The sequence below is a fragment of the Mixta hanseatica genome (genome assembly GCF_023517775.1).
GTDB classification, from domain to species: domain Bacteria; phylum Pseudomonadota; class Gammaproteobacteria; order Enterobacterales; family Enterobacteriaceae; genus Mixta; species Mixta hanseatica.
This window is the reverse complement of the sequence record NZ_CP082904.1, coordinates 1,578,819-1,598,738: the sequence shown is the minus strand read 5'-3', so window position 1 is coordinate 1,598,738 and position 19,920 is coordinate 1,578,819. Positions and strand designations below refer to the sequence as shown.

Below are 19,920 nucleotides of genomic sequence, written 5' to 3'. Positions count from 1 at the left end.
ACCAGGTTTTGCACCTGTCCTGTGTTATCGCGTCTTAATAACCAACCGGTTACTCTGTTTGACTTCTTCCATCACCACATAAGTGCGCGTATCGTTAACGCCTGGCAGGCGCAGCAAGGTTTCGCCCAGCAGTTTACGGTAGGCGGACATGTCAGGCACACGCGTTTTCAGCAGGTAGTCAAAATCACCGGAAACGAGGTGACACTCTTGAGTTTCCTCAAGTTTTTGCACAGCGGCGTTAAATTGTTCAAACACATCAGGCGCACCGCGATTCAGAGTAATCTCAACGAAGACCAGCAGCGACGCATCAAGATAGTGAGGATTGAGCAACGCGGTATAGCCAAGAATAAAGCCCTGACGTTCCAGGCGGCGTACGCGTTCAAGGCACGGCGTGGGCGATAAGCCAACGCGTTTTGAAAGCTCCACGTTAGAAATACGACCATCCTTCTGCAGCTCATTCAGGATATTTCTGTCGATTCTGTCGAGGTCTTTTCCGGGGCGTTTTTTATTGTCTACCATTATTATTGTCTCTCTTCATTCCTTCCCTTTACCTGCCATACCCTGAACAAAATCACTGTGCAGGGTCTTTCGTCAGTGAAGACATAGAGCCTGTTGCTATTGCAGCGCCCATCCGCATGACGCATGCTGTCTGTCCACACCATGCGTCATTACGAATGACAGACTGAGTTTATTCGGCGTTGTACGCAAAAGCTGGTACGAAACTCTGTTTACATAGCCCAAATATTCTCTGCTTCCCACAATGTTTTCGCAAAAGCGCAGGCGATTGTCAAAGCAAAACATTGAAAATCAGGAGAACATGCCAGCCCTTAGCGGGCATCGCCATTTTTCACCGGTTATTTTGCGCGTTTTGCCTGCAATTTATTTTCTACGGGCGTTTTTCAGCGCCCTTGTTCCGCCTGCTCCCGCGCTATCGGTAAAACCTGTTGCATCAATTGCTAACAAAAGCGCAGAACGCTTTTTTTGCGGCGTTAAATTCCCTACAATCTTGCTCCATGTTGCCAGTTAACTAATGAGGATCTCATGGGCACGGCCAAACACAGTAAATTGCTTATTCTGGGCTCTGGTCCGGCGGGCTATACCGCAGCCGTCTACGCTGCACGCGCTAACCTGAATCCGGTAATGATTACCGGCCTGGAAAAAGGCGGCCAGCTAACTACCACTACCGACGTTGAGAACTGGCCTGGCGATCCTAACGATCTAACTGGTCCGCTGCTAATGGAACGCATGCATGAACATGCGGTGAAATTTAATACCGAGATCATTTTCGATCATATCCATACGGTCGATTTGCAAAACCGTCCGTTCCGTCTGGTGGGCGATAGCGGCGAATATACTGCCGACGCCTTGATCATCGCGACCGGCGCTTCCGCTCGCTACCTGGGCCTGCCTTCTGAAGAGGCGTTCAAAGGTAAAGGCGTTTCCGCCTGCGCAACCTGTGACGGTTTCTTTTATCGTAAGCAGAAAGTTGCCGTGGTCGGCGGCGGCAATACGGCCGTTGAAGAGGCGCTTTACCTGTCGAATATCGCTTCTGAAGTTCACTTGATTCACCGTCGCGATACCTTCCGCGCCGAGAAAATCCTGATCAATCGTCTGATGGAAAAAGTCAGCAGCGGCAATATTGTGCTGCATACCGAACGCGAGCTGGATGAGGTGCTGGGCGACCAGATGGGCGTGACCGGCGTACGTCTGCGCGGCACGCAGAACAGCGAGCTGACGGAAGAGCTGGACGTAGCGGGTCTGTTTATCGCTATCGGCCACAGCCCGAACACCGCTATTTTCGCCGGTCAGCTGGAACTGGAAAATGGCTACATCAAAGTGCAGTCAGGTTTGCAGGGTAACGCCACCCAAACCAGCATCCCGGGCGTGTTTGCCGCCGGCGACGTAATGGATCATACCTATCGTCAGGCGATCACTTCCGCCGGTACCGGCTGTATGGCCGCGTTGGATGCGGAACGCTATTTAGACGGCCTGGTTAAAAACGATAAGTAACTTGTTAATTAACTGATCTTATTTTTCTGAGGCGACAGTTCAACTGTCGCCTTTTTTCTTTCTGCCATGCTACATTGCCTGCGCCTCTACTGGCAGATCCCCTGGCGATATCGGCCAGCCTGTTTTTCTTGTGAAACGGCCCCGGATGGAAAAGAAACGTCAACACCAACTCACACGCTGGCTGCGTCAGCAACGCCTGTACGCCCGCCCCTGGACCACCCTTTCGACGCTGCTGGGCGTGATCAGCGCCCTGTTGATTATTGCGCAGGCATGGCTGTTGGCTACCCTGATGCACCAGCTGATCAGCGAGCAGCAGCCGCGCGATCGGTGGCTCTCGTCAATGGGCCTGCTGCTGCTCTGTTTTATGGCGCGCGCCCTGCTCAGCTGGCTGCGCGAACAGGCGGGCTATCGGGCGGGAGAACAGATACGGCGCACCCTGCGCAAACAGGTGCTTGACCGTTTACAGCAGCTTGGCCCCGCCTGGATTCAGGAAAAGCCCGTCGGCAACTGGGCAAGCCTGCTGCTGGAGCAGATCGAAGAGATGCAGGACTATTATGCTCGCTATCTGCCGCAGATGACCTTATCCGTGCTGATCCCCGGCCTGATTCTGTTGGTAGTATTTCCGGTAAACTGGGCCGCCGGCTTGATTCTGTTGGCCACGGCCCCGCTTATCCCGCTGTTTATGGCGCTGGTGGGCATGGGCGCCGCCGATGCCAACCGGCGTAATTTTCTGGCGCTGGCGCGGCTGAGCGGCGACTTTCTCGATCGGCTGCGCGGCCTGGATACGCTGCGGCTGTTTCATCGCGGCGCGGCGGAAGCGCGGTCGATCGCTGCCGCCTCGGAGGATTTTCGCCAGCGCACCATGGAAGTGCTCAGGCTAGCCTTTCTGTCGTCGGCGGTGCTGGAATTTTTCGCGTCAATCTCTATCGCCATTGTTGCCGTCTATTTCGGCTTCTCCTATCTGGGCGAGCTCAATTTTGGTCATTATGGCACCCAGGTGACGCTTTTCGCTGGCTTCCTGGCGTTAATTCTGGCGCCGGAATTCTTTCAGCCGCTGCGCGATCTCGGCGCCTTTTATCATGCCAAAGCCCAGGCGATAGGCGCGGCCGATGCGCTGGAGACTTTCCTCTCCTCGCCGCAACCGGCGGCGGCAGAAGATAAACCGGCGCCCTCACCCGATCTGCCGTTGCAGATTGAGGCCAGCGAATTAAAAATTATGGCGCCGAACGGCGTCCTGCTCGCGGGGCCGCTCGATTTTACTTTATCGCCAGGCCAGCGGGTAGCGTTAGTGGGCCAAAGCGGCGCAGGAAAAAGTTCGCTCATCAATGTGCTGCTGGGCTTTTTGCCCTATCAGGGCTCGTTACGAATCAACGGTCATGAGCTGCGCGATCTACAACGTCGCGGCTGGCATCAGCAGGTTGCCTGGGTAGGGCAAAATCCGCATCTGCCGGCGCGCTCGGTGCGCGAAAATATTCTTAATGGCCAGCAGGTTTCTGCGGCGCGTTTACAGGACGTTCTCGCATTAGCCGGCGTCGATGAGTTTATTTCCCAACTGCCGCAGGGGCTGGATAGCGAAACGGGCGATTGGGCTATGGGCTTGTCGGTGGGCCAGGCACAGCGCATTGCCGTGGCGCGGGCGTTGCTAAAACCCTGTCAGCTGCTCCTGCTGGATGAACCAGGCGCCAGCCTGGATGCACGCAGTGAACAGCATGTGATGCGGGCGCTGCTGGCCGCATCGCAGCAACAAACCACGTTGTTGGTAACGCACCAGTTGAATGAGCTGGGGCAGTGGGATGAAATCTGGGTGATGCGCGCAGGCCAGATTATTCAACGCGGCAGCTGGCAACAGCTTACCTGTCAGCCGGGGCCGTTCGCCACCCTGCTGACCCATCGTCAGGGAGATATCGCCTGATGGCCAAACTACGACCTTTTCTGCGTCTCTATCGCCGTCATAGCTGGCGTCTGCTTATCGGCGTGATACTGGCTATTGTTACGCTGCTGGCCAGCACGGGACTGCTAACGCTCTCTGGCTGGTTTCTGGCGGCCTCCTCGTTGGCAGGCAGCGCCGGGCTTTACAGCTTTAACTATATGCTGCCTGCGGCGGGCGTGCGCGGCGCGGCGATTATTCGCACTGTCGCCCGCTATTTTGAACGCCTGGTCAGTCATGACGGGACGTTTCGCGTACTGCAACATCTGCGCGTATTTACCTTTAGCCGCCTGCTGCCGCTCGCGCCCGCCGGGCTTAGCCATCTGCGTCAGGGCGATTTACTGAACCGTTTTGTTGCCGATGTCGATACGCTCGATCATCTCTATTTACGGGTTATTTCGCCGCTCTGCGGCGCGCTGGTGGCGATCGTAGTGGTCACTCTGGGATTGTGCTGGCTGGATGTGTCGTTGGCGCTGACGCTGGGCGCCAGTATGCTGCTGACGCTGCTGCTGCTTCCGCCGCTGTTTTATCGCGCCGGGCGACCATCCGGCGAAATTATTACCGTCGAGCGGGCGCGCTACCGCCTGCAGCTGACCCACTGGCTACAGGCGCAGGCTGAGCTTTCGCTGTATGGCAGCGTTGAAGAGTGGCGTTCACAACTGGATACGGTAGAGCAGCGCTGGCAGCAGGCGCAGCGCAGGCAGGCAAGCCTGACGGGCCTGTCGCAGGCTCTGCTGCTGCTGATTAGCGGTGCGACGGTTACCCTGCTGCTTTGGCTTAGCGCCGGCGGCGTAGGCGACTGGCCGCAGCCCGGCGCGCTCATCGCCCTGCTGGTTTTTTGCAGCCTGGCGGCATTCGAAGCGTTAGCGCCGGTGGGTACCGCGTTCCAGCATCTTGGACAGGTTTTCGCCTCCGCTGAACGCGTCAGTGAGATTATCGAACAAACGCCTGCCGTGCAGTTTCCAGCCGGGCAACGCGCTGATATTCCTGCTCCCGGGACGCTGGCGTTAAAAGCGGTCACCTTTTCTTATCCGGACGCGGTTTCCCCTGCCCTGCAGCGCCTGACGCTCACGGTTAACGTCGGCGAAACCGTTGCGCTGCTCGGCCCGACCGGCTGCGGCAAAAGCACATTGCTACAGCTGCTGACGCGCGCATGGGATACGCAGCATGGCGAGATCTGGCTGCAGGGCATGCCGCTGCGCCAGTGGAGTGAACCTGCTTTGCGCGCGACGATTAGCGTAGTCAGTCAGCGGGTGCATCTGTTTAACCAGACGCTGCGCGATAATTTATTGCTGGCCGCGCCGGGCAGCAGCGATGAAGCCCTGAGCGTGATGTTGGCGCAGGTGGGACTGGAGAAATTGCTGGCGGGCGAAGGGCTTAACGCCTGGCTGGGTGAAGGCGGCCGTCAGCTTTCCGGCGGTGAATTACGCCGTCTGGCAATTGCCCGGGCGCTGCTGCACAATGGACCAATCATGCTGCTTGATGAACCGACCGAAGGTCTGGATGCGGAGACGGAACAGCATATTCTCGCCCTGCTGGCGCGGGTTACCGCCGACAAAACGGTGATCATGGTGACGCATCGTCTGCAGGGGCTGGATAAGGTCGATCGGATCTACGTGATGGATCAGGGAGAAATTATCGAGCAGGGAACGCATGCGGAATTAATCACAAAAGGCGGACGCTACTGGCATTTTCAGCAGCGGTTTACGCTATAGTCATAGCTTCTGAGACTGCGGGGCTTTCGAAAGATGCGACTGATTCAGCTGTCACGCGAATCGCTTAACTTTCCGCCGCCGGAAATGGCGCTGCGTGAACCTAATGGTCTGCTGGCGATGGGCGGCGACCTGAGCCCTGCACGTCTGCTAAATGCCTATTATCGCGGCATTTTCCCCTGGTTTTCGCCGGGGGATCCTATTTTGTGGTGGTCGCCCGATCCGCGTGCGGTCCTCCTGCCCGATGGCTTTCATTGCAGCCGCAGCATGAAGCGGTTTCACCGCCGCTCGCCCTATCGCGTGACCATGAATCGCGCTTTTGCTGAGGTGATCGAAGGCTGCGCCAGCGATCGTGACGAAGGCACCTGGATCACCCCGGAGGTTAAGCGCGCCTGGTGGCGACTGTACGATCTGGGTCATGCGCATTCGATCGAAGTCTGGCGCGATCAGGAGCTGGTCGGGGGAATGTATGGTCTGGCGCTGGGGCAGATTTTTTGCGGCGAGTCGATGTTCAGCCGCAGCGAAAACGCGTCGAAAACCGCGCTGCTGGTGTTCTGCCAACACTTTGCCCGACATGGCGGGCAGCTGATTGACTGTCAGGTGCTTAACCCGCATACCGCATCGCTCGGCGCCAAAGAAATTGCCCGTGTCGATTATTTACTGGCGCTAAGCCGCCTGGCTACCGCCTCGGTGAGCGAAACTTGCTGGGTGACCGATACGCTTTTTTCCCCCGAGCCGATGTTTTACACGCAACGGTGAGGAATAGTGGTATAATAGGAAAGTTTGGTATGTCGTCCGTCTATTGCGTAAGCGCATCGGAATTACCAGGCTGGGAATCACCACGCATCTTCAGAACTGTTTCTGGCTGTGGCCGGTTAACAGATTCTTAGCCGCTATTCCCCCTCGCTAACGTCACTGTCATCAGACGACGAAAGTTATGCCTGTATGCTGCGCTACAGGTGCATGCGGGCGTTGGTATAATAACCAACAATTCTTTACATAATTCGTGGAATTCGGCATTATCTTGCCGATTCAAAACTTGGAAGTCCACCCAGAGGATTCGATGGCCAAAGAAGACAATATTGAAATGCAGGGTACCGTACTTGATACGTTACCTAACACCATGTTCCGCGTGGAATTAGAAAACGGACACGTGGTTACCGCTCATATCTCCGGTAAAATGCGCAAAAACTACATCCGCATCCTGACGGGCGACAAAGTCACTGTTGAGCTGACCCCGTACGACCTGAGCAAAGGCCGCATTGTCTTCCGTAGTCGTTAATAAGGTTGTGCGTTAATGAGAAGATTAACGCCTGACTAATAATAAAGGCCAGATTATCTGGCCTTTTGCTTTTGTACTGCCATAAGGCGTACCTGGCTGTTAACGATGCCCAGATAAAAAAAGGCCGGATTTCTCCGGCCTTGTGCTTTTCTGACGGGCTGCTTAGTGTACCGTACCTTCCGTTTTGCGCTTCTCGGCGCTGACGAAATGATAGGCAAGCTGGTTTTTCTCTTTATCCAGCGTGACCGACACCGATCCGCCATCCACCAGCGAACCAAATAGCAGTTCGTTGGCTAACGGTTTTTTCAGGTTTTCCTGCACGGTACGCGCCATCGGACGTGCGCCCATCGCTTTGTCATACCCTTTTTCCGCCAGCCATTCACGCGCTTCGTCGCTGACTTCCAGTGACACGCCTTTCGCATCCAGCTGGGCCTGCAATTCCACGATGAATTTATCCACCACCTGATGAATAACCTCAGCGGAAAGATGACCGAACCAGATAATATTATCAAGGCGGTTACGGAACTCCGGCGTAAAGATCTTTTTGATCTCTTCCATCGCATCGGTGCTGTTATCCTGATGGATCAGACCAATAGATTTACGCTCGGTTTCACGCACGCCGGCGTTGGTGGTCATCACCAGCACCACGTTGCGGAAGTCCGCCTTGCGGCCGTTGTTATCGGTCAGCATGCCGTTATCCATCACCTGCAGCAGCAGGTTAAAGACATCCGGGTGCGCTTTCTCGATCTCATCCAGCAGCACAACCGCATGCGGATGCTTGATCACCGCATCGGTCAGCAAACCGCCCTGGTCAAAACCAACGTAGCCCGGAGGCGCACCAATTAGCCGGCTTACGGTGTGACGTTCCATATACTCGGACATATCAAAACGCAGCAGCTCAATGCCCAGCGCCTTCGCCAGCTGTACCGTCACCTCGGTTTTACCTACCCCGGTCGGGCCGGCAAACAGGAAAGATCCCACCGGCTTACGCTCATGTCCCAGACCGGCGCGGCTCATTTTGATTGCTTCGGTTAAGGCTTCAATTGCATTATCCTGACCGAATACCAGCATTTTCAGGCGTTCGCCGAGGTTTTTCAGCGTATCGCGATCGGTAGCGGAAACGCTTTTTTCCGGAATACGGGCGATACGCGCCACTACCGACTCGATATCCGCCACGTTAACGGTTTTCTTGCGCTTGCTGACCGGCATTAACCGGCTACGGGCGCCCGCTTCATCAATGACGTCAATCGCCTTATCAGGCAGATGACGATCGTTGATATATTTCACCGCCAGCTCAACCGCGGCGCGTACGGCCTTCGCGGTGTAGCGTACATCGTGATGCGCTTCATACTTCGGCTTCAGTCCGTTAAGGATCTGTACCGTTTCATCGACGCTCGGCTCAGTAATATCGATTTTCTGGAAACGGCGCGCCAGCGCACGATCCTTTTCAAAGATATTGCTGAATTCCTGATAGGTGGTGGACCCCATCACGCGGATGCGCCCACTCGACAGCAACGGTTTGATCAGATTAGCCGCATCGACCTGGCCGCCGGAAGCCGCGCCCGCGCCGATAATGGTATGGATCTCATCAATAAACAGAATACTGTTCTCATCCTGCTCCAGCTGTTTTAACAGCGCCTTGAAACGCTTTTCAAAGTCGCCACGGTACTTGGTGCCGGCCAGCAGCGAACCAATATCCAGTGAATAGATGGTGCAGTCTTTAATGATTTCCGGCACGTCGCCCTGCACAATGCGCCAGGCGAGACCTTCAGCGATAGCGGTTTTACCGACGCCTGATTCCCCCACCAGCAGCGGGTTATTTTTACGGCGACGGCATAGCACCTGAACGGTACGCTCCAGCTCTTTGTCGCGGCCGATCAGCGGATCGATCCCGCCAACGCGAGCAAGCTGGTTAAGATTGGTGGTGAAGTTTTCCATACGTTCCTCCCCGCCTGCTTGCTCTTCATTAATTTGATTTTCCGGCCCCTGCGACTGGCCCGGTTCATCTTTACGCGTACCGTGAGAAATGAAGTTCACCACATCAAGTCGGCTAACTTCATGCTTGCGCAGCAGATAAGCCGCCTGCGACTCCTGCTCGCTAAAAATAGCCACCAGCACGTTTGCGCCAGACACTTCGCTGCGTCCGGACGACTGAACGTGGAAAACCGCACGCTGCAACACACGCTGGAAGCTGAGCGTCGGTTGCGTATCGCGTTCTTCTTCCGTTACCGGCAGCACCGGCGTGGTTTGTTCGATGAAGGCTTCGAGCTCTTGCCGCAGAGCCACTATATCCACCGTACAGGCTTCCAGTGCCTCTCTGGCCGACGGGTTGCTGAGCAAAGCCAGCAACAGATGCTCGACGGTCATAAATTCATGACGGTGCTCACGCGCTCTGGCGAAAGCCATGTTTAAACTGAGTTCCAGTTCTTGATTGAGCATTAGGCACCTCCCCCAATTATCGCCCTACGGTTCATGCCGGAATAGCACAATGCCGATCAGGCTTTTTCCAGCGTACACAGCAACGGATGCTCATGTTCTTTCGCGTAGCGATTCACCAGCGCCACTTTGGTTTCCGCCACTTCGGCAGTAAAGACGCCGCAAATCGCTTTGCCCTGATAATGCACTTTGAGCATCAGTTGCGTTGCACGCTCAATATCATAAGAAAAGAACTTTTGCAGAACGTCAATAACAAATTCCATAGGAGTGTAATCGTCATTGTTGAGTATAACTTTATACATCGAAGGCGGCTTGAGACCTTCGCGCAGTTTCTCTTCTGCAAGATGTTCAAAGTTAAGCCAGTCGTTAGTGTTTCCCATAATGTTCCGTCGATTCTGTGTTGCGCACTGGCACGAAAGCCGCATGCCATATTAACAGTGTAACACGCGCGCCATCCGGCTTCGCGCGGGTGAAAAATATCCGTTGGGCTACAGGCGCGACCGCTATCACAAATTTGGCAATAGCGTTAACTACCTCAAAGTTTAGCGATTTTATCAATGCCTGAACCGGCCGATGGCTTGACGCTTACCCTTGTTTCTCTACATTCTACAAGCACAAGCTGATGGAGTTTTAAACAACTCTATACGGCTTCCACTACCTCACCTACCCAGTATAAAAACGTCTTGCGAGGGAACCAGAAGTATGGAGAAGGGTACAGTTAAATGGTTCAACAACGCCAAAGGATTCGGTTTTATCTGCCCGATCGGCGGCGGCGATGATATCTTTGCCCACTATTCCTCAATCCAAATGGAGGGATACAGGACGCTCAAGGCCGGACAACAGGTGCAGTTTGATGTTCATCAAGGCCCGAAAGGCAATCATGCCAGCCTCATTGTTCCGGTGGAAGCGGCCGAAGGCATACACGCCTGAACCCGTGTTAACACATTCTGTACAACCCGACTAAAAAATGCCAGCGACGGATGCTGGCATTTTTATTAAACATGTTGGTTACCTTTAACAGGTGGGGCTGACCTGCGGTTTTTCAACCTTGCGCGTTATTCTTAATGATTGCGACGTGATGATTAGCGCTCTCATCGTCGCGCCAGGCTAAGAATAAAGGCTGTACGATTTTTGGCTAAACCATTTGTGCCGCGCCGCATTAACCCGCTGTCGCGCCTGATTTTTTAGTTTGTTACTCGCCGCGCAGCGCGCGCGGAAACAGCAGGTTATTTTCCAAATGGATGTGCTGCATTAGGTCTTTAATAAACTGTTCAGTGCCGCTATACAGGGCGCGCCAGGTAGTACAGGCGCCTTCCGGCGGGGTAAGATCATTAGTCAAAGACTTAATCACTTCCAGCTGCTCGCCCGCTTCATTATGTTCAAATTCCATTACCGCGATTGGATTACCGGCATGTGCCCCCATTCCCTGCTCAATCATCGGAAACAGCACGCGTTCTTCTTTCATCATATGATCGCTGAGATGTTGCCAGACCGCCTGCAGAACATTGGCCAGCCCGCGCGGACAGGCCGGTTTTGCGCCATGCACGCGCTCAACCTTTTCGGCCATCATAATCAGGTCGGGCAGCTGCTGACGATGCACGTTATGATAGCGTTCAATAATATGGCTAATCAGCGCAGGAAGCGGCGCGTTACGCCAGTCCTGCTCCCCGCTTTCCTGCTGTGTTAACCGCTGCAACGCCGCTTCAAGCTGGTCAATATCCAGATTGCGTTTGGCCGCCATTTTTTCCAGCGTCTGTTTACCTCCGCAGCAGAAATCGAGATTGTATTGATGGAACAGCTCGGTTGCGCCGGGGATAGCGATAGCCAGCTCACCTAAAGAGAGATTACGTAAAGACATTGCTTTTACCTTTTGCTGAAATTATAAGATGCATTTTAAATGCACCTTTAAGCGCAAGCCATACAATTTTGCGCAGCGCAGATAAAAACCGCTCTTATGGAAAAATAGCGGCGTAAACTCTTTGCTGATAAAAGAGGTGTTCGCTAAGCGCTAACAATAAGTTGCACCTCAGGCTTTACGCTTTTCTCTTTTTTGGTTAGCGTGAGGTTCTTTAAATTAACTTATGGATTTTACAGGGATATGTATTCAGGACTGCTGATCATTCTTTTGCCGTTGGTTATCGGTTATTTGCTGCCGCTTAAATCCCCCGCTCTGCGACGGCTGGTCAACCGCCTGCTGAGCTGGATGGTCTATGTCATCCTCTTCTTTATGGGCATCAGCCTGGCGTTTCTGGATAATCTGGCGGCTAACCTGCTGGCTATTCTACATATCGCCAGCGTCAGCGTAATTGCTATTCTGGCCTGTAACCTGCTGGCGCTGCGCCTGCTGGAAAAGCGGCGCCCGTGGCGCCATCATCACCAGCAGGAGGCGCTGCCTTCTCGTCTGCATATGGCGCTGGAATCGCTGAAGCTGCTGGGCGTCGTGGTGCTGGGCTTCTTGCTGGGCCTGACCGGCTGGACTTTTTTACATCACGCTACCCAGGCGAGCGAATATGCGCTGTTCCTGCTGTTGTTCCTGGTGGGCCTGCAGCTGCGCGGCAGCGGTATGACGCTGCGTCAGATTGTGCTGAACCGACGTGGGATGATCGTTGCGGTAGTAGTCTGCGTAAGCGCATTTGTCGGCGGCATACTGGCGGCCCTGGTGCTGGGGCTGCCCTTAACCACCGGACTGGCACTGGCCAGCGGCTATGGTTGGTATTCGCTTTCCGGCATCTTAATGACGGAAAGCTTCGGCCCGGTTATCGGCAGCGCGGCATTCTTTAACGATTTGCTGCGCGAGCTGGTGGCCATCATGCTAATCCCGCTGATGATCCGCCAGCAGCGTTCAGGCGCGCTGGGCCTGTGCGGCGCCACCTCTATGGATTTTACGCTTCCCGTGCTACAGCGTGCCGGCGGGGTGGAAATCGTCCCCGCCGCCATCGTACATGGTTTTGCTTTGAGCCTGGCGGCACCAGTGCTGATTGCCCTCTTTTCTTCTTAACAGGCTGGCGGCGCGCCCGCTGGTTTCTTTTTTGCTTTAGATCAATCGAGCCTCGATTATTTCAGGCGGCGCTTGCCTGCCAGCGGCGCCTCTCTTTAAAGTTGCATTTGAAATACACCTTATAAAGAGATAACAGTATGTTTTGTGTGCAATGTGAGCAAACCATCCGTACACCCGCAGGCAACGGCTGCGCCTGGGCGCAGGGAATGTGCGGTAAAACCGCGCAAACGTCCGATTTGCAGGATCTGCTGATTGCAGTGTTGCAAAGCCTCTCCGCATGGGCTTTACATGCCCGCGGCGGCAGTATTATCGATCATGAAATCGACAGCTTTGCGCCGCGCGCCTTTTTCTCCACCCTGACTAACGTTAACTTCGACTCTGAGCGTATTATCGAATACGCCATGCAGGCGCAGCGCTATCGCGATAATTTAAAAATCCGCTGCGCAGTGCTGGGCCTGGGCGCGCCGCAGCATCCACTGATCGATCTGGCCCTGAACGGCAGCGAAGCCGACGTTCTGCAGCAGCAGGCGCACGCCTTTGCGCTGAATGCTGGCGACGATCATGAAGATGTGGTCGGACTGCGTCTGCTCTGTCTGTATGGTTTGAAAGGCGCCGCCGCCTATATGGAACATGCGCACGTGCATGGCCATTACGATAACGAGATCTATCACCAGTATCATCAGATCATGGCGTGGCTCGGCACGCGTCCGAACGATATCGAGACGCTGCTGGCGGAAGCGATGCATATCGGCAAAATGAATTTCTCGATTATGGCGATGCTGGATGAGGCGCAAACCACCACCTACGGCGATCCGCAGCCGGTTAAGGTTAACGTGCGTCCCGTCGCGGGCAAAGCGATCCTGATTTCCGGTCACGATCTCAAAGATCTGCAGCTGCTGCTGGAGCAAACCGCCGGTAGCGGCATTAACGTCTATACTCATGGCGAAATGCTGCCTGCGCATGGTTATCCGGAGCTGAACAAATATCCTCATCTGGTGGGCAACTACGGCAGCGGCTGGCAAAACCAGCAAAGCGAATTCGCCCGTTTCCCCGGCCCGATTGTGATGACGTCTAACTGCATTATCGATCCTAACCCCGGTGATTATCAGCAGCGCATTTGGACGCGCAGCATTGTCGGCTGGCCAGGCGTTAACCATCTCGACGGCGATGATTTCTCGCCGGTGATTGCTCAGGCGCAAACCATGGCCGGTTTCCCGTGGAGCGAAATACCGCATGAAATTACCGTCGGCTTTGGCCGTCGCGTACTGCTGGATGCCTGTGACTCAATCATTGAACTCGCCACGCAGAAAAAATTGCGTCATGTCTTCCTGGTCGGCGGCTGTGACGGTAGCCGTGACAAACGCAGCTACTATACCGATCTGGCGATGGCGGTGCCGGACGACTGCCTGATCCTGACGCTGGCCTGCGGTAAGTATCGCTTTAATAAACTCGATTTTGGGACGCTGGAAGGCCTGCCGCGCCTGCTGGACGTGGGTCAATGCAATGACAGCTACGCTGCGATTGTGCTGGCGGTTAAGCTGGCGGAAAAACTGAACTGCGGCGTTAACGATCTGCCGCTGTCGTTGATCCTCTCCTGGTTCGAACAAAAAGCGATCGTGGTGCTGCTGACACTGCTGTCGCTCGGGGTGAAAAATATCCGCACCGGTCCCACCGCTCCGGCCTTCCTGACCGATAACCTGCTTGCCATTCTGCAAAAAGAATTTGGCATGATTCCGGTTACCACTGTTGAAAACGATCTTGCCGCTATTCTGCCGCCACAGGAGTAATCATGAACACCACCACCCTTTGCCCCTGGCGTATGCAGGTGCACCATATTACCCAGGAAACGCCCGATGTCTGGACGCTGGCGCTGATCGATCATGATTTCTACCGCTGGCAGGCCGGTCAGTTCGCCCTGGTGCGCATTGGCAACAGCGATGAGGTGCGCGCTTATACCCTCTCTTCCACGCCGGGCCAAAGCCGCTTTATCACCCTGACGATTCGCTATATCGAACAGGGCAAAGGCTCCGGCTGGTTAACCCGCCAGGTGAAGCCCGGCGACTATGTCTGGCTATCCGATCCGCAGGGCAGCTTCAGCTGCGAACAGCACCCCGCTTCACACTATTTGTTGCTGGCGGCCGGCTGCGGCATTACGCCGGTGATGTCGATGGCACGCTGGCTGCACAGCCACCGCCCGGAAACCGATGTGCATCTGATCTACAGCGTCCGCTCGCCGCGTGATGTAATTTTTGCCGCCGAACTGCAAGCGCTGCGCCCGTGGCTGAAACTAACGATTATCGCTGAACAGCGGCCGGAAGCGCCGATGCTGGCGGGCCGCCTGAGCGTAGAGATTCTGGCGCGACAGGTACCGGATATCGCCCAGCGCACGGTGATGATGTGCGGTCCGCAGCCCTATATGGATCGGGCGGAAAGCGACGTGCGCGCATTGGGCGCGGTTCAGGTATTACGCGAGCAGTTTACCGCCGCCGCGCCTGTTGAGGTGGAGGATAACGGCGTGCGCTATCATCTGAGCAGCGCGTCACAGCAGCTGAAAAGCGCTGCCTTCCCGGCCAGCTGGTCGCTGCTGGCGGCGATGGAGCAGCATAAGCTGCCGGTAGAAGCGGTGTGCCGTGCCGGCGTCTGCGGCTGCTGTAAAACGCGTGTGGTCAGCGGCGACTATCAAACCAGCAGTACCGTTGGCCTGACGGAGGAAGAGATCGCGGCGGGCTACGTGCTGGCCTGTAGCTGTCAGCCCGCAGGCGATATCGAGCTGGCCTGACGGCACGGAAAACGCCGCCGTTGGGTATAGATTTTAACTATATCAACGCGACGAAAATCGATTTCATTTCCTTATCGGCGCCTCAGTATACTTTTTTATTAATCTCATGTTTAAAGAGGTAGAAATGGAAATGAACCAACGGGCGGAGCGGCTGCTGCAGGCGCTGGGCGGCGCCGATAATCTGACACAGCTGGTCTACTGCGCCAGTCGGGTGCGCGTCCAGCTGCGCGATGATAACCTGCTGGATAAAAAAAGCGTGGCTGAAGTGGAAGGCGTCAACGCCGTGGTCAGCGTCGATAAGCCACACAAAACGGAATACCAGCTGGTTATCGGCCCCGGCAAGGCGAAAACCTTTTATCAGGAAATCATCGCCGCCGGCGGGCTGGAAAGGCTGGCCGCCGACCGATAAAACTCAATGAAACAGGGTCGATTCCGGCCCTGTTTATTGCAACAAATCAGCATGCTGCTGCAGATGCTGATAAATCAGCGTCATCGCCTGTTTGATATGCGGCGCATCCGCATTTTCCCGCCGCAAATAAATCCCCACCATCGCCCTGCTGCTTTCCTGAGATAACGGCAAAGGCACAATACCATAACGGCTAAAATAGCCTGCTACACAGGCGGGATAAGGCATAACGGCATCGGAGCTGTTAACAATATCGATAGCGGCCAGCATGCAATTAGTAGAATAGATCACCCTTTCCGTTAAATGATACTGATTACGTTCGCGCTTCTTCGGCTGCATATCATCAACGATATGCTGATGGCGCACCGCATCCGGGGTTATCATCACACAGGGATAATCCACTAATTTTTCCGGCTCGACAGGCAGGTTTAACAGAGGATGAGCAGCACGCACAAACAGGCTGTTAGCGGTACTGAATAAGGGCAGAAAGCTGATGCCCGCCTTGGGATTCAGCCCCTGAATTTCATGGCCGATAAACAGATCGATATCGCCACTCAGCAGCAGCTCCATCAGCCACAAATGATTGCCTAAATCGACATGAATATTCGCGGTGGGATAGCGTTCGCGATGGTCGTTAAAGGTGTCCTTCACAAACAGGTGCCACCAGGCGTGTCCGGTGCCCACCCTCAGGCTTTGCTCCTGTCGCTCCTTAATAAAGGCAATTTTAACCAGGGTATTATCATAGATACGCTGCATCATGCGTCCCTGCTCCAGCAACAGTTCGCCATATTCCGTCAGCTTCACCCCGGTCGAGGTGCGATCAAACAGGGTTACTCCCATGTTTTCTTCCAGTTTTTTCATATTGTGGGTCAATGTCGGCTGGCTCAGGCAGAGCTTGTTTGCCGCATGACTCACATTTTTAAAAGTAGCGACTTCGATGAACTGACGCAGAATTTTATCCATGATCACGCTTAAGGTGGTTGATATAGATTTTTTCTATATCACAGCGAGGAAATACGATTTCTGTCAGCTGTCACGATTCGATAACGTCTTGCCATACCGGAGCGGTTTATTACAGGCACCGGAACGGTGCATTCGGCGCAGCCGAAAGCCTTTCCTGCATACTTTTCTGGACAGAACAGGACGAGGAAAAATGAAGAAACTGACACTGAGTATGATCGCCGCGGCGTTGACCAGCGCGTTCACTATGGCGCATGCGGATACCTTGCGCATGGAGTGCCCTTCCACGCCGGGCGGGAAGGAATACTGTAAATATGTTAAAAGCCGGTTCGAGGCGGCGAATCCAGGCCACACGTTACAGTTTATCGATCTCCCTCCTGCCTCCGATGAAAAGCTGGCGCTGCTGCAACAGCTGTTTGCCGCGCATGATGAAAACGCTGTCGATCTGTTCCAGTCAGATACGGTATGGATCGGCCTGCTGGATAAGCACACGCTCGATCTCACCGATCATGTTTCCGCGATGAAAAATGATTTCTTCCCCGGCGCCTGGCAGAACGACACCGTAAACGGCCGGGTTAAAGCGGTTCCTTCCTACCTTGATGCCGGCGCGCTCTACTATCGCAAAGATCTACTGGAAAAATATGGTGAGAAGCCGCCCACCACCTGGGAAGAGTTAACGCGCATCGCCACCCGTATTCAAAAAGCGGAGCGCGATGCCGGCCACGCTAATTTCTGGGGGCTGATATTTCAGGGTAAATCTTATGAAGGGCTAACCTGTAACGCGCTGGAGTGGATCGATTCGCACAACGGCGGCTCTTTTATTGATAGCAACGGCAAGGTAACGATTAATAATCCTCAGGCGGCCAGGGCGCTGGATATGGCCGCCGCCTGGATCGGCAAAATAGCGCCGCCGGGGGTGCTGGGTTACAAAGAAGAAGAGTCCCGCGCCGTCTTCCAGAATGGCGACGCGCTCTTTATGCGCAACTGGCCTTACGCCTATGTATTAAGCCAGGGCGATGACAGCGCGCTTAAGGGCAAAGTCGGGGTGATGTCGCTACCGAAAGGAGAAGGCGGTAAATCAGTGAGCACGCTGGGCGGTTGGCAGTGGTCAATCAATGCCGCGACCAAAAACCCCGAAGCGGCAATTGCGCTGTTAAAAATGGTCAGCGATAGCGAGTCGCAGAAAACGGCGCAAAAACTGTTGGGCTATGCGCCAACCCGCGTAGCGCTGTATGACGATAAGGAGGTGCTGGAACGCGCGCCTTATCTGGCGGAGTTCAGGCAAATATTTGCGGATGCCGTTCCGCGTCCGGCCACCCAGACCAAAGGGCAATACGCCCGGGTTTCCAATGCCATCTATAACGCCACATTTGACGTGCTGCGCGGTCGTACCGATGGCGCCAAAGCCGTGGCCGCCTTACAGCAGCGGCTGGATCGCATCAAAGGCAAACGGTGGCGTTAAGTTTCCTTTTATTGCCCGACCGGCCCCCGTCCCGGGGCTGGTCCGTATCGCCACGGTGTCACGGCCTGGTTAACCGCCTGGAGTTGTCTCATGAAACGGTACACGCAAACGCTCACCCCGCCCGATGCCGCCGTCCCCGGCGCCTCGACAGACTGCAAAAAAGTCCGCAAAAAGCTCAACCATCAAAAACGACGTAGCCGTATCGCCTGGTGGCTGATCGCTCCCGCATTAGCGCTGCTGGCGCTGGCCGCCGGCTGGCCGCTGTTGCGCACGCTATTTTTCAGCTTTACCGACGCCAGGCTGGACGCCCCGCAGGATTACAGCTTCGTCGGCCTGGATAATTACTTTTCTTATGCCGCCGACGGCAGCTATGGCGTTCTTGCCGATCCGCTCTGGTGGCATGCGGTGATGAACACCTTCTGGTTTAGCGCGGTATCGGTATCCTGCGAACTGGTGCTGGGGCTGCTGCTGGCGCTGTTGATGAATCAGAAGTTTCGTGGTCAGGCAGTGGTGCGCACCGCCATTCTGGTGCCCTGGGCGATTCCCACCATCGTTACCGCCAAAATGTGGGGCTGGATGTTCCACGATCAGTACGGCGTGGTGAACGATTTGCTGAACACCTTCGGCATTATTGATGGCCATCCGGCCTGGCTGGCTGAGCCTTCGCTTTCGATGTGGGCAGTGGTGATTACCGACGTCTGGAAAACTACCCCCTTTATGGCGCTGATGCTGCTGGCCGCGCTGCAACTGATCCCAGGCGACCTGTATGAAGCGGCGCGCGTGGACGGCGCCAACGCCTGGCAACGCTTCAGGCGCATCACACTGCCGTTAATTATGCCCGCCATGATTGTGGCACTGATCTTTCGCATGATGGATGCGATGCGGGTTTTCGACCTGATCTATGTCCTGACCTCTAACAGCGAAGCAACGCAGTCGATGTCCAGCTATGCGCGCGATCAGATCATGAGTTATCAGGAGATGGGGAGCGGCTCCGCCGCCTCCGTGCTGGTCTTTATGCTGGTAGCCGGGGTGGCCGCCTGCTTCCTCTATGTCTCACGCCTGAACGATAAAGAGGAAAAACAATGAAACTGAGCCGTCAACAACGCCAGCTGGCCCATAAATCGCTGATTTACTTTAGCGCCCTTATTGCCTGCACGATCTGCGTTTTCCCTTTTTATTACGCCATCCTGACCTCGTTGCGGGCAGGCCAGGAGCTGTTTCAAACCCATTATCTGCCCAGCGGTTTTCACTGGGGCAACTATGTTACGGCGCTGGTGGATAACGGCATCGCCCGCAGTCTGCTGAACTCGGTAGCGGTGGCGACCATCACCGTAGGCATCTGTCTGCTGGTGTCGATTACTGCCGCCTTTGCCCTGGCGCGCATCTCTTTTCGCGGGCGTAAATACCTGCTGTTTACCATTTTATGCGTATCAATGTTTCCGCAGGTCGCCGTGCTGTCGGGGATGTTTGAACTGGTGCGTTTTCTCGGTCTGTATGACTCGCTGGGCGCGTTAGTGCTCTCTTACACCACCTTCTCCCTGCCCTTCACTATCTGGGTGCTGACCACCTTTATGAAGTCGATTCCGGTCGAGCTGGAAGAGGCCGCTATCGTCGACGGCGCCAGTACCTGGATAATTATCAGCCGCGTATTTGCTCCCATTATGGGACCTTCGCTGGTCACTACCGGTCTGCTGGCTTTTATCGGCGCCTGGAACGAATTTATGTTTGCGCTGACCTTTATCATCAGCGGCGAAAAGCGCACCGTTCCGGTGGCGATTGGGATGTTTCAGGGCGTCTCTCAGTATGAGCTCCCCTGGGGCAGCATTATGGCGGCGTCGGTCATCGTCACGCTGCCGATCATCGTCATGGTATTGATCTTCCAGAGACGCATCGTCAGCGGTCTTACCAGCGGCGCGGTAAAAGGATAGGCAGCAACGAACCCTTCTCT

Annotated in this window: 19 protein-coding genes; 14 read left to right on the top strand and 5 right to left on the bottom strand. The window is 55.1% G+C overall.

Translation table 11 applies throughout. The annotated features are described in order from the left end of the window. Nucleotides 1-24 precede the first annotated feature (24 nt). Nucleotides 25-519 carry a leucine-responsive transcriptional regulator Lrp gene (gene lrp, locus K6958_RS07735; RefSeq protein ID WP_017347019.1) on the bottom strand — a complete coding sequence of 165 codons (495 nt, stop codon included), beginning with the start codon at nt 517-519 and terminating at the stop codon, nt 25-27. Nucleotides 520-784: 265 nt separating this feature from the next. Here lrp and K6958_RS07730 point away from each other — a divergent pair, with 265 nt between their 5' ends. The 6 genes from K6958_RS07730 to infA all read left to right on the top strand — a co-directional run bounded on the left by K6958_RS07730 (nt 785) and on the right by infA (nt 6,931). Continuing rightward, complete coding sequence (locus K6958_RS07730; protein WP_249894096.1) at nt 785-1,027, top strand: hypothetical protein; 243 nt, start codon at nt 785-787, stop codon at nt 1,025-1,027. A gap of 14 nt (nt 1,028-1,041) precedes the next feature. Continuing rightward, nucleotides 1,042-2,010, top strand: coding sequence for a thioredoxin-disulfide reductase (trxB, locus tag K6958_RS07725; protein ID WP_249894095.1), 969 nt, complete (start codon nt 1,042-1,044; stop codon nt 2,008-2,010). A gap of 145 nt (nt 2,011-2,155) precedes the next feature. Next, nucleotides 2,156-3,922 carry a heme ABC transporter permease/ATP-binding protein CydD gene (gene cydD / locus K6958_RS07720; RefSeq protein WP_249894094.1) on the top strand — a complete coding sequence of 589 codons (1,767 nt, stop codon included), beginning with the start codon at nt 2,156-2,158 and terminating at the stop codon, nt 3,920-3,922. Next, complete coding sequence (cydC, locus tag K6958_RS07715) at nt 3,922-5,652, top strand: heme ABC transporter ATP-binding protein/permease CydC (RefSeq protein WP_249894093.1); 1,731 nt, start codon at nt 3,922-3,924, stop codon at nt 5,650-5,652. The genes cydD and cydC overlap by 1 nt, the downstream gene beginning before the upstream one ends. Before the next feature lie 33 nt (nt 5,653-5,685). After that, entirely contained in the window at nt 5,686-6,408 is a 723-nt protein-coding gene (gene aat, locus K6958_RS07710) for a leucyl/phenylalanyl-tRNA--protein transferase (protein ID WP_249894092.1), read from the top strand. 304 nt (nt 6,409-6,712) lie between these two features. After that, the gene (gene infA, locus K6958_RS07705; RefSeq protein ID WP_002211347.1) at nt 6,713-6,931 is read left to right on the top strand and encodes a translation initiation factor IF-1; all 219 of its coding nucleotides are present in this window, start codon (nt 6,713-6,715) and stop codon (nt 6,929-6,931) included. Nucleotides 6,932-7,093: 162 nt separating this feature from the next. Here the strand turns inward: infA and clpA are convergent, their stop codons facing one another. Together clpA and clpS are read right to left on the bottom strand one after the other, a co-directional pair. After that, nucleotides 7,094-9,370, bottom strand: a complete 2,277-nt coding sequence (gene clpA / locus K6958_RS07700; protein ID WP_249894091.1) for an ATP-dependent Clp protease ATP-binding subunit ClpA — start codon at nt 9,368-9,370, stop codon at nt 7,094-7,096. 56 nt (nt 9,371-9,426) lie between these two features. Continuing rightward, complete coding sequence (clpS, locus tag K6958_RS07695; protein WP_249894090.1) at nt 9,427-9,747, bottom strand: ATP-dependent Clp protease adapter ClpS; 321 nt, start codon at nt 9,745-9,747, stop codon at nt 9,427-9,429. 322 nt (nt 9,748-10,069) lie between these two features. Here clpS and cspD point away from each other — a divergent pair, with 322 nt between their 5' ends. Then, nucleotides 10,070-10,297 (top strand): cold shock-like protein CspD, encoded by a 228-nt coding sequence (cspD, locus tag K6958_RS07690; protein WP_249894089.1) that lies wholly within the window; start codon nt 10,070-10,072, stop codon nt 10,295-10,297. 262 nt (nt 10,298-10,559) lie between these two features. Here the strand turns inward: cspD and ytfE are convergent, their stop codons facing one another. Further along, the gene (gene ytfE / locus K6958_RS07685; RefSeq protein WP_249894088.1) at nt 10,560-11,225 is read right to left on the bottom strand and encodes an iron-sulfur cluster repair protein YtfE; all 666 of its coding nucleotides are present in this window, start codon (nt 11,223-11,225) and stop codon (nt 10,560-10,562) included. Nucleotides 11,226-11,465: 240 nt separating this feature from the next. On the opposite strand from ytfE, the gene K6958_RS07680 reads away from it, so the two are divergent. From K6958_RS07680 to K6958_RS07665, 4 genes are all read left to right on the top strand, one after another. Further along, entirely contained in the window at nt 11,466-12,365 is a 900-nt protein-coding gene (locus tag K6958_RS07680; RefSeq protein WP_249894087.1) for a LysO family transporter, read from the top strand. 137 nt (nt 12,366-12,502) lie between these two features. Next, entirely contained in the window at nt 12,503-14,152 is a 1,650-nt protein-coding gene (hcp, locus tag K6958_RS07675) for a hydroxylamine reductase (protein WP_249894086.1), read from the top strand. Then, nucleotides 14,152-15,144: an NADH oxidoreductase gene (gene hcr, locus K6958_RS07670; RefSeq protein WP_434085212.1), complete on the top strand. Its 993-nt coding sequence runs from the start codon at nt 14,152-14,154 to the stop codon at nt 15,142-15,144. Before hcp ends, hcr begins: the two co-directional genes overlap by 1 nt. A gap of 124 nt (nt 15,145-15,268) precedes the next feature. Further along, nucleotides 15,269-15,553, top strand: coding sequence for a PTS sugar transporter subunit IIB (locus K6958_RS07665; RefSeq protein ID WP_249894084.1), 285 nt, complete (start codon nt 15,269-15,271; stop codon nt 15,551-15,553). A 33-nt stretch (nt 15,554-15,586) separates the two neighbouring features. Here the strand turns inward: K6958_RS07665 and K6958_RS07660 are convergent, their stop codons facing one another. Beyond that, nucleotides 15,587-16,519 carry a LysR family transcriptional regulator gene (locus K6958_RS07660; protein WP_350355808.1) on the bottom strand — a complete coding sequence of 311 codons (933 nt, stop codon included), beginning with the start codon at nt 16,517-16,519 and terminating at the stop codon, nt 15,587-15,589. Nucleotides 16,520-16,703: 184 nt separating this feature from the next. On the opposite strand from K6958_RS07660, the gene K6958_RS07655 reads away from it, so the two are divergent. The 3 genes from K6958_RS07655 (at nt 16,704) to K6958_RS07645 (ending at nt 19,900) form a co-directional block, all read left to right on the top strand. Continuing rightward, nucleotides 16,704-17,972, top strand: a complete 1,269-nt coding sequence (locus K6958_RS07655; RefSeq protein ID WP_249894082.1) for an ABC transporter substrate-binding protein — start codon at nt 16,704-16,706, stop codon at nt 17,970-17,972. A 90-nt stretch (nt 17,973-18,062) separates the two neighbouring features. After that, a complete protein-coding gene (locus K6958_RS07650; RefSeq protein ID WP_249894081.1) occupies nt 18,063-19,058 on the top strand; it encodes a carbohydrate ABC transporter permease in 996 nt (331 codons plus the stop codon). Next, complete coding sequence (locus K6958_RS07645; protein WP_249894080.1) at nt 19,055-19,900, top strand: carbohydrate ABC transporter permease; 846 nt, start codon at nt 19,055-19,057, stop codon at nt 19,898-19,900. Before K6958_RS07650 ends, K6958_RS07645 begins: the two co-directional genes overlap by 4 nt. Nucleotides 19,901-19,920: the final 20 nt, after the last annotated feature.

Bases quoted from the DNA above. Each gene is read 5' to 3' on its own strand.
- K6958_RS07655 (WP_249894082.1), top strand. From the start codon at position 16,704: ATGAAGAAACTGACACTGAGTATGATCGCCGCGGCGTTGACCAGCGCG.
- K6958_RS07680 (WP_249894087.1), top strand. From the start codon at position 11,466: ATGTATTCAGGACTGCTGATCATTCTTTTGCCGTTGGTTATCGGTTAT.
- ytfE (WP_249894088.1), bottom strand. From the start codon at position 11,225: ATGTCTTTACGTAATCTCTCTTTAGGTGAGCTGGCTATCGCTATCCCC.
- lrp (WP_017347019.1), bottom strand. From the start codon at position 519: ATGGTAGACAATAAAAAACGCCCCGGAAAAGACCTCGACAGAATCGAC.
- cydC (WP_249894093.1), top strand. From the start codon at position 3,922: ATGGCCAAACTACGACCTTTTCTGCGTCTCTATCGCCGTCATAGCTGG.
- clpS (WP_249894090.1), bottom strand. From the start codon at position 9,747: ATGGGAAACACTAACGACTGGCTTAACTTTGAACATCTTGCAGAAGAG.
- infA (WP_002211347.1), top strand. From the start codon at position 6,713: ATGGCCAAAGAAGACAATATTGAAATGCAGGGTACCGTACTTGATACG.
- trxB (WP_249894095.1), top strand. From the start codon at position 1,042: ATGGGCACGGCCAAACACAGTAAATTGCTTATTCTGGGCTCTGGTCCG.
- clpA (WP_249894091.1), bottom strand. From the start codon at position 9,370: ATGCTCAATCAAGAACTGGAACTCAGTTTAAACATGGCTTTCGCCAGA.
- K6958_RS07650 (WP_249894081.1), top strand. From the start codon at position 18,063: ATGAAACGGTACACGCAAACGCTCACCCCGCCCGATGCCGCCGTCCCC.
- aat (WP_249894092.1), top strand. From the start codon at position 5,686: ATGCGACTGATTCAGCTGTCACGCGAATCGCTTAACTTTCCGCCGCCG.
- cspD (WP_249894089.1), top strand. From the start codon at position 10,070: ATGGAGAAGGGTACAGTTAAATGGTTCAACAACGCCAAAGGATTCGGT.
- K6958_RS07645 (WP_249894080.1), top strand. From the start codon at position 19,055: ATGAAACTGAGCCGTCAACAACGCCAGCTGGCCCATAAATCGCTGATT.
- hcp (WP_249894086.1), top strand. From the start codon at position 12,503: ATGTTTTGTGTGCAATGTGAGCAAACCATCCGTACACCCGCAGGCAAC.
- cydD (WP_249894094.1), top strand. From the start codon at position 2,156: ATGGAAAAGAAACGTCAACACCAACTCACACGCTGGCTGCGTCAGCAA.
- K6958_RS07665 (WP_249894084.1), top strand. From the start codon at position 15,269: ATGGAAATGAACCAACGGGCGGAGCGGCTGCTGCAGGCGCTGGGCGGC.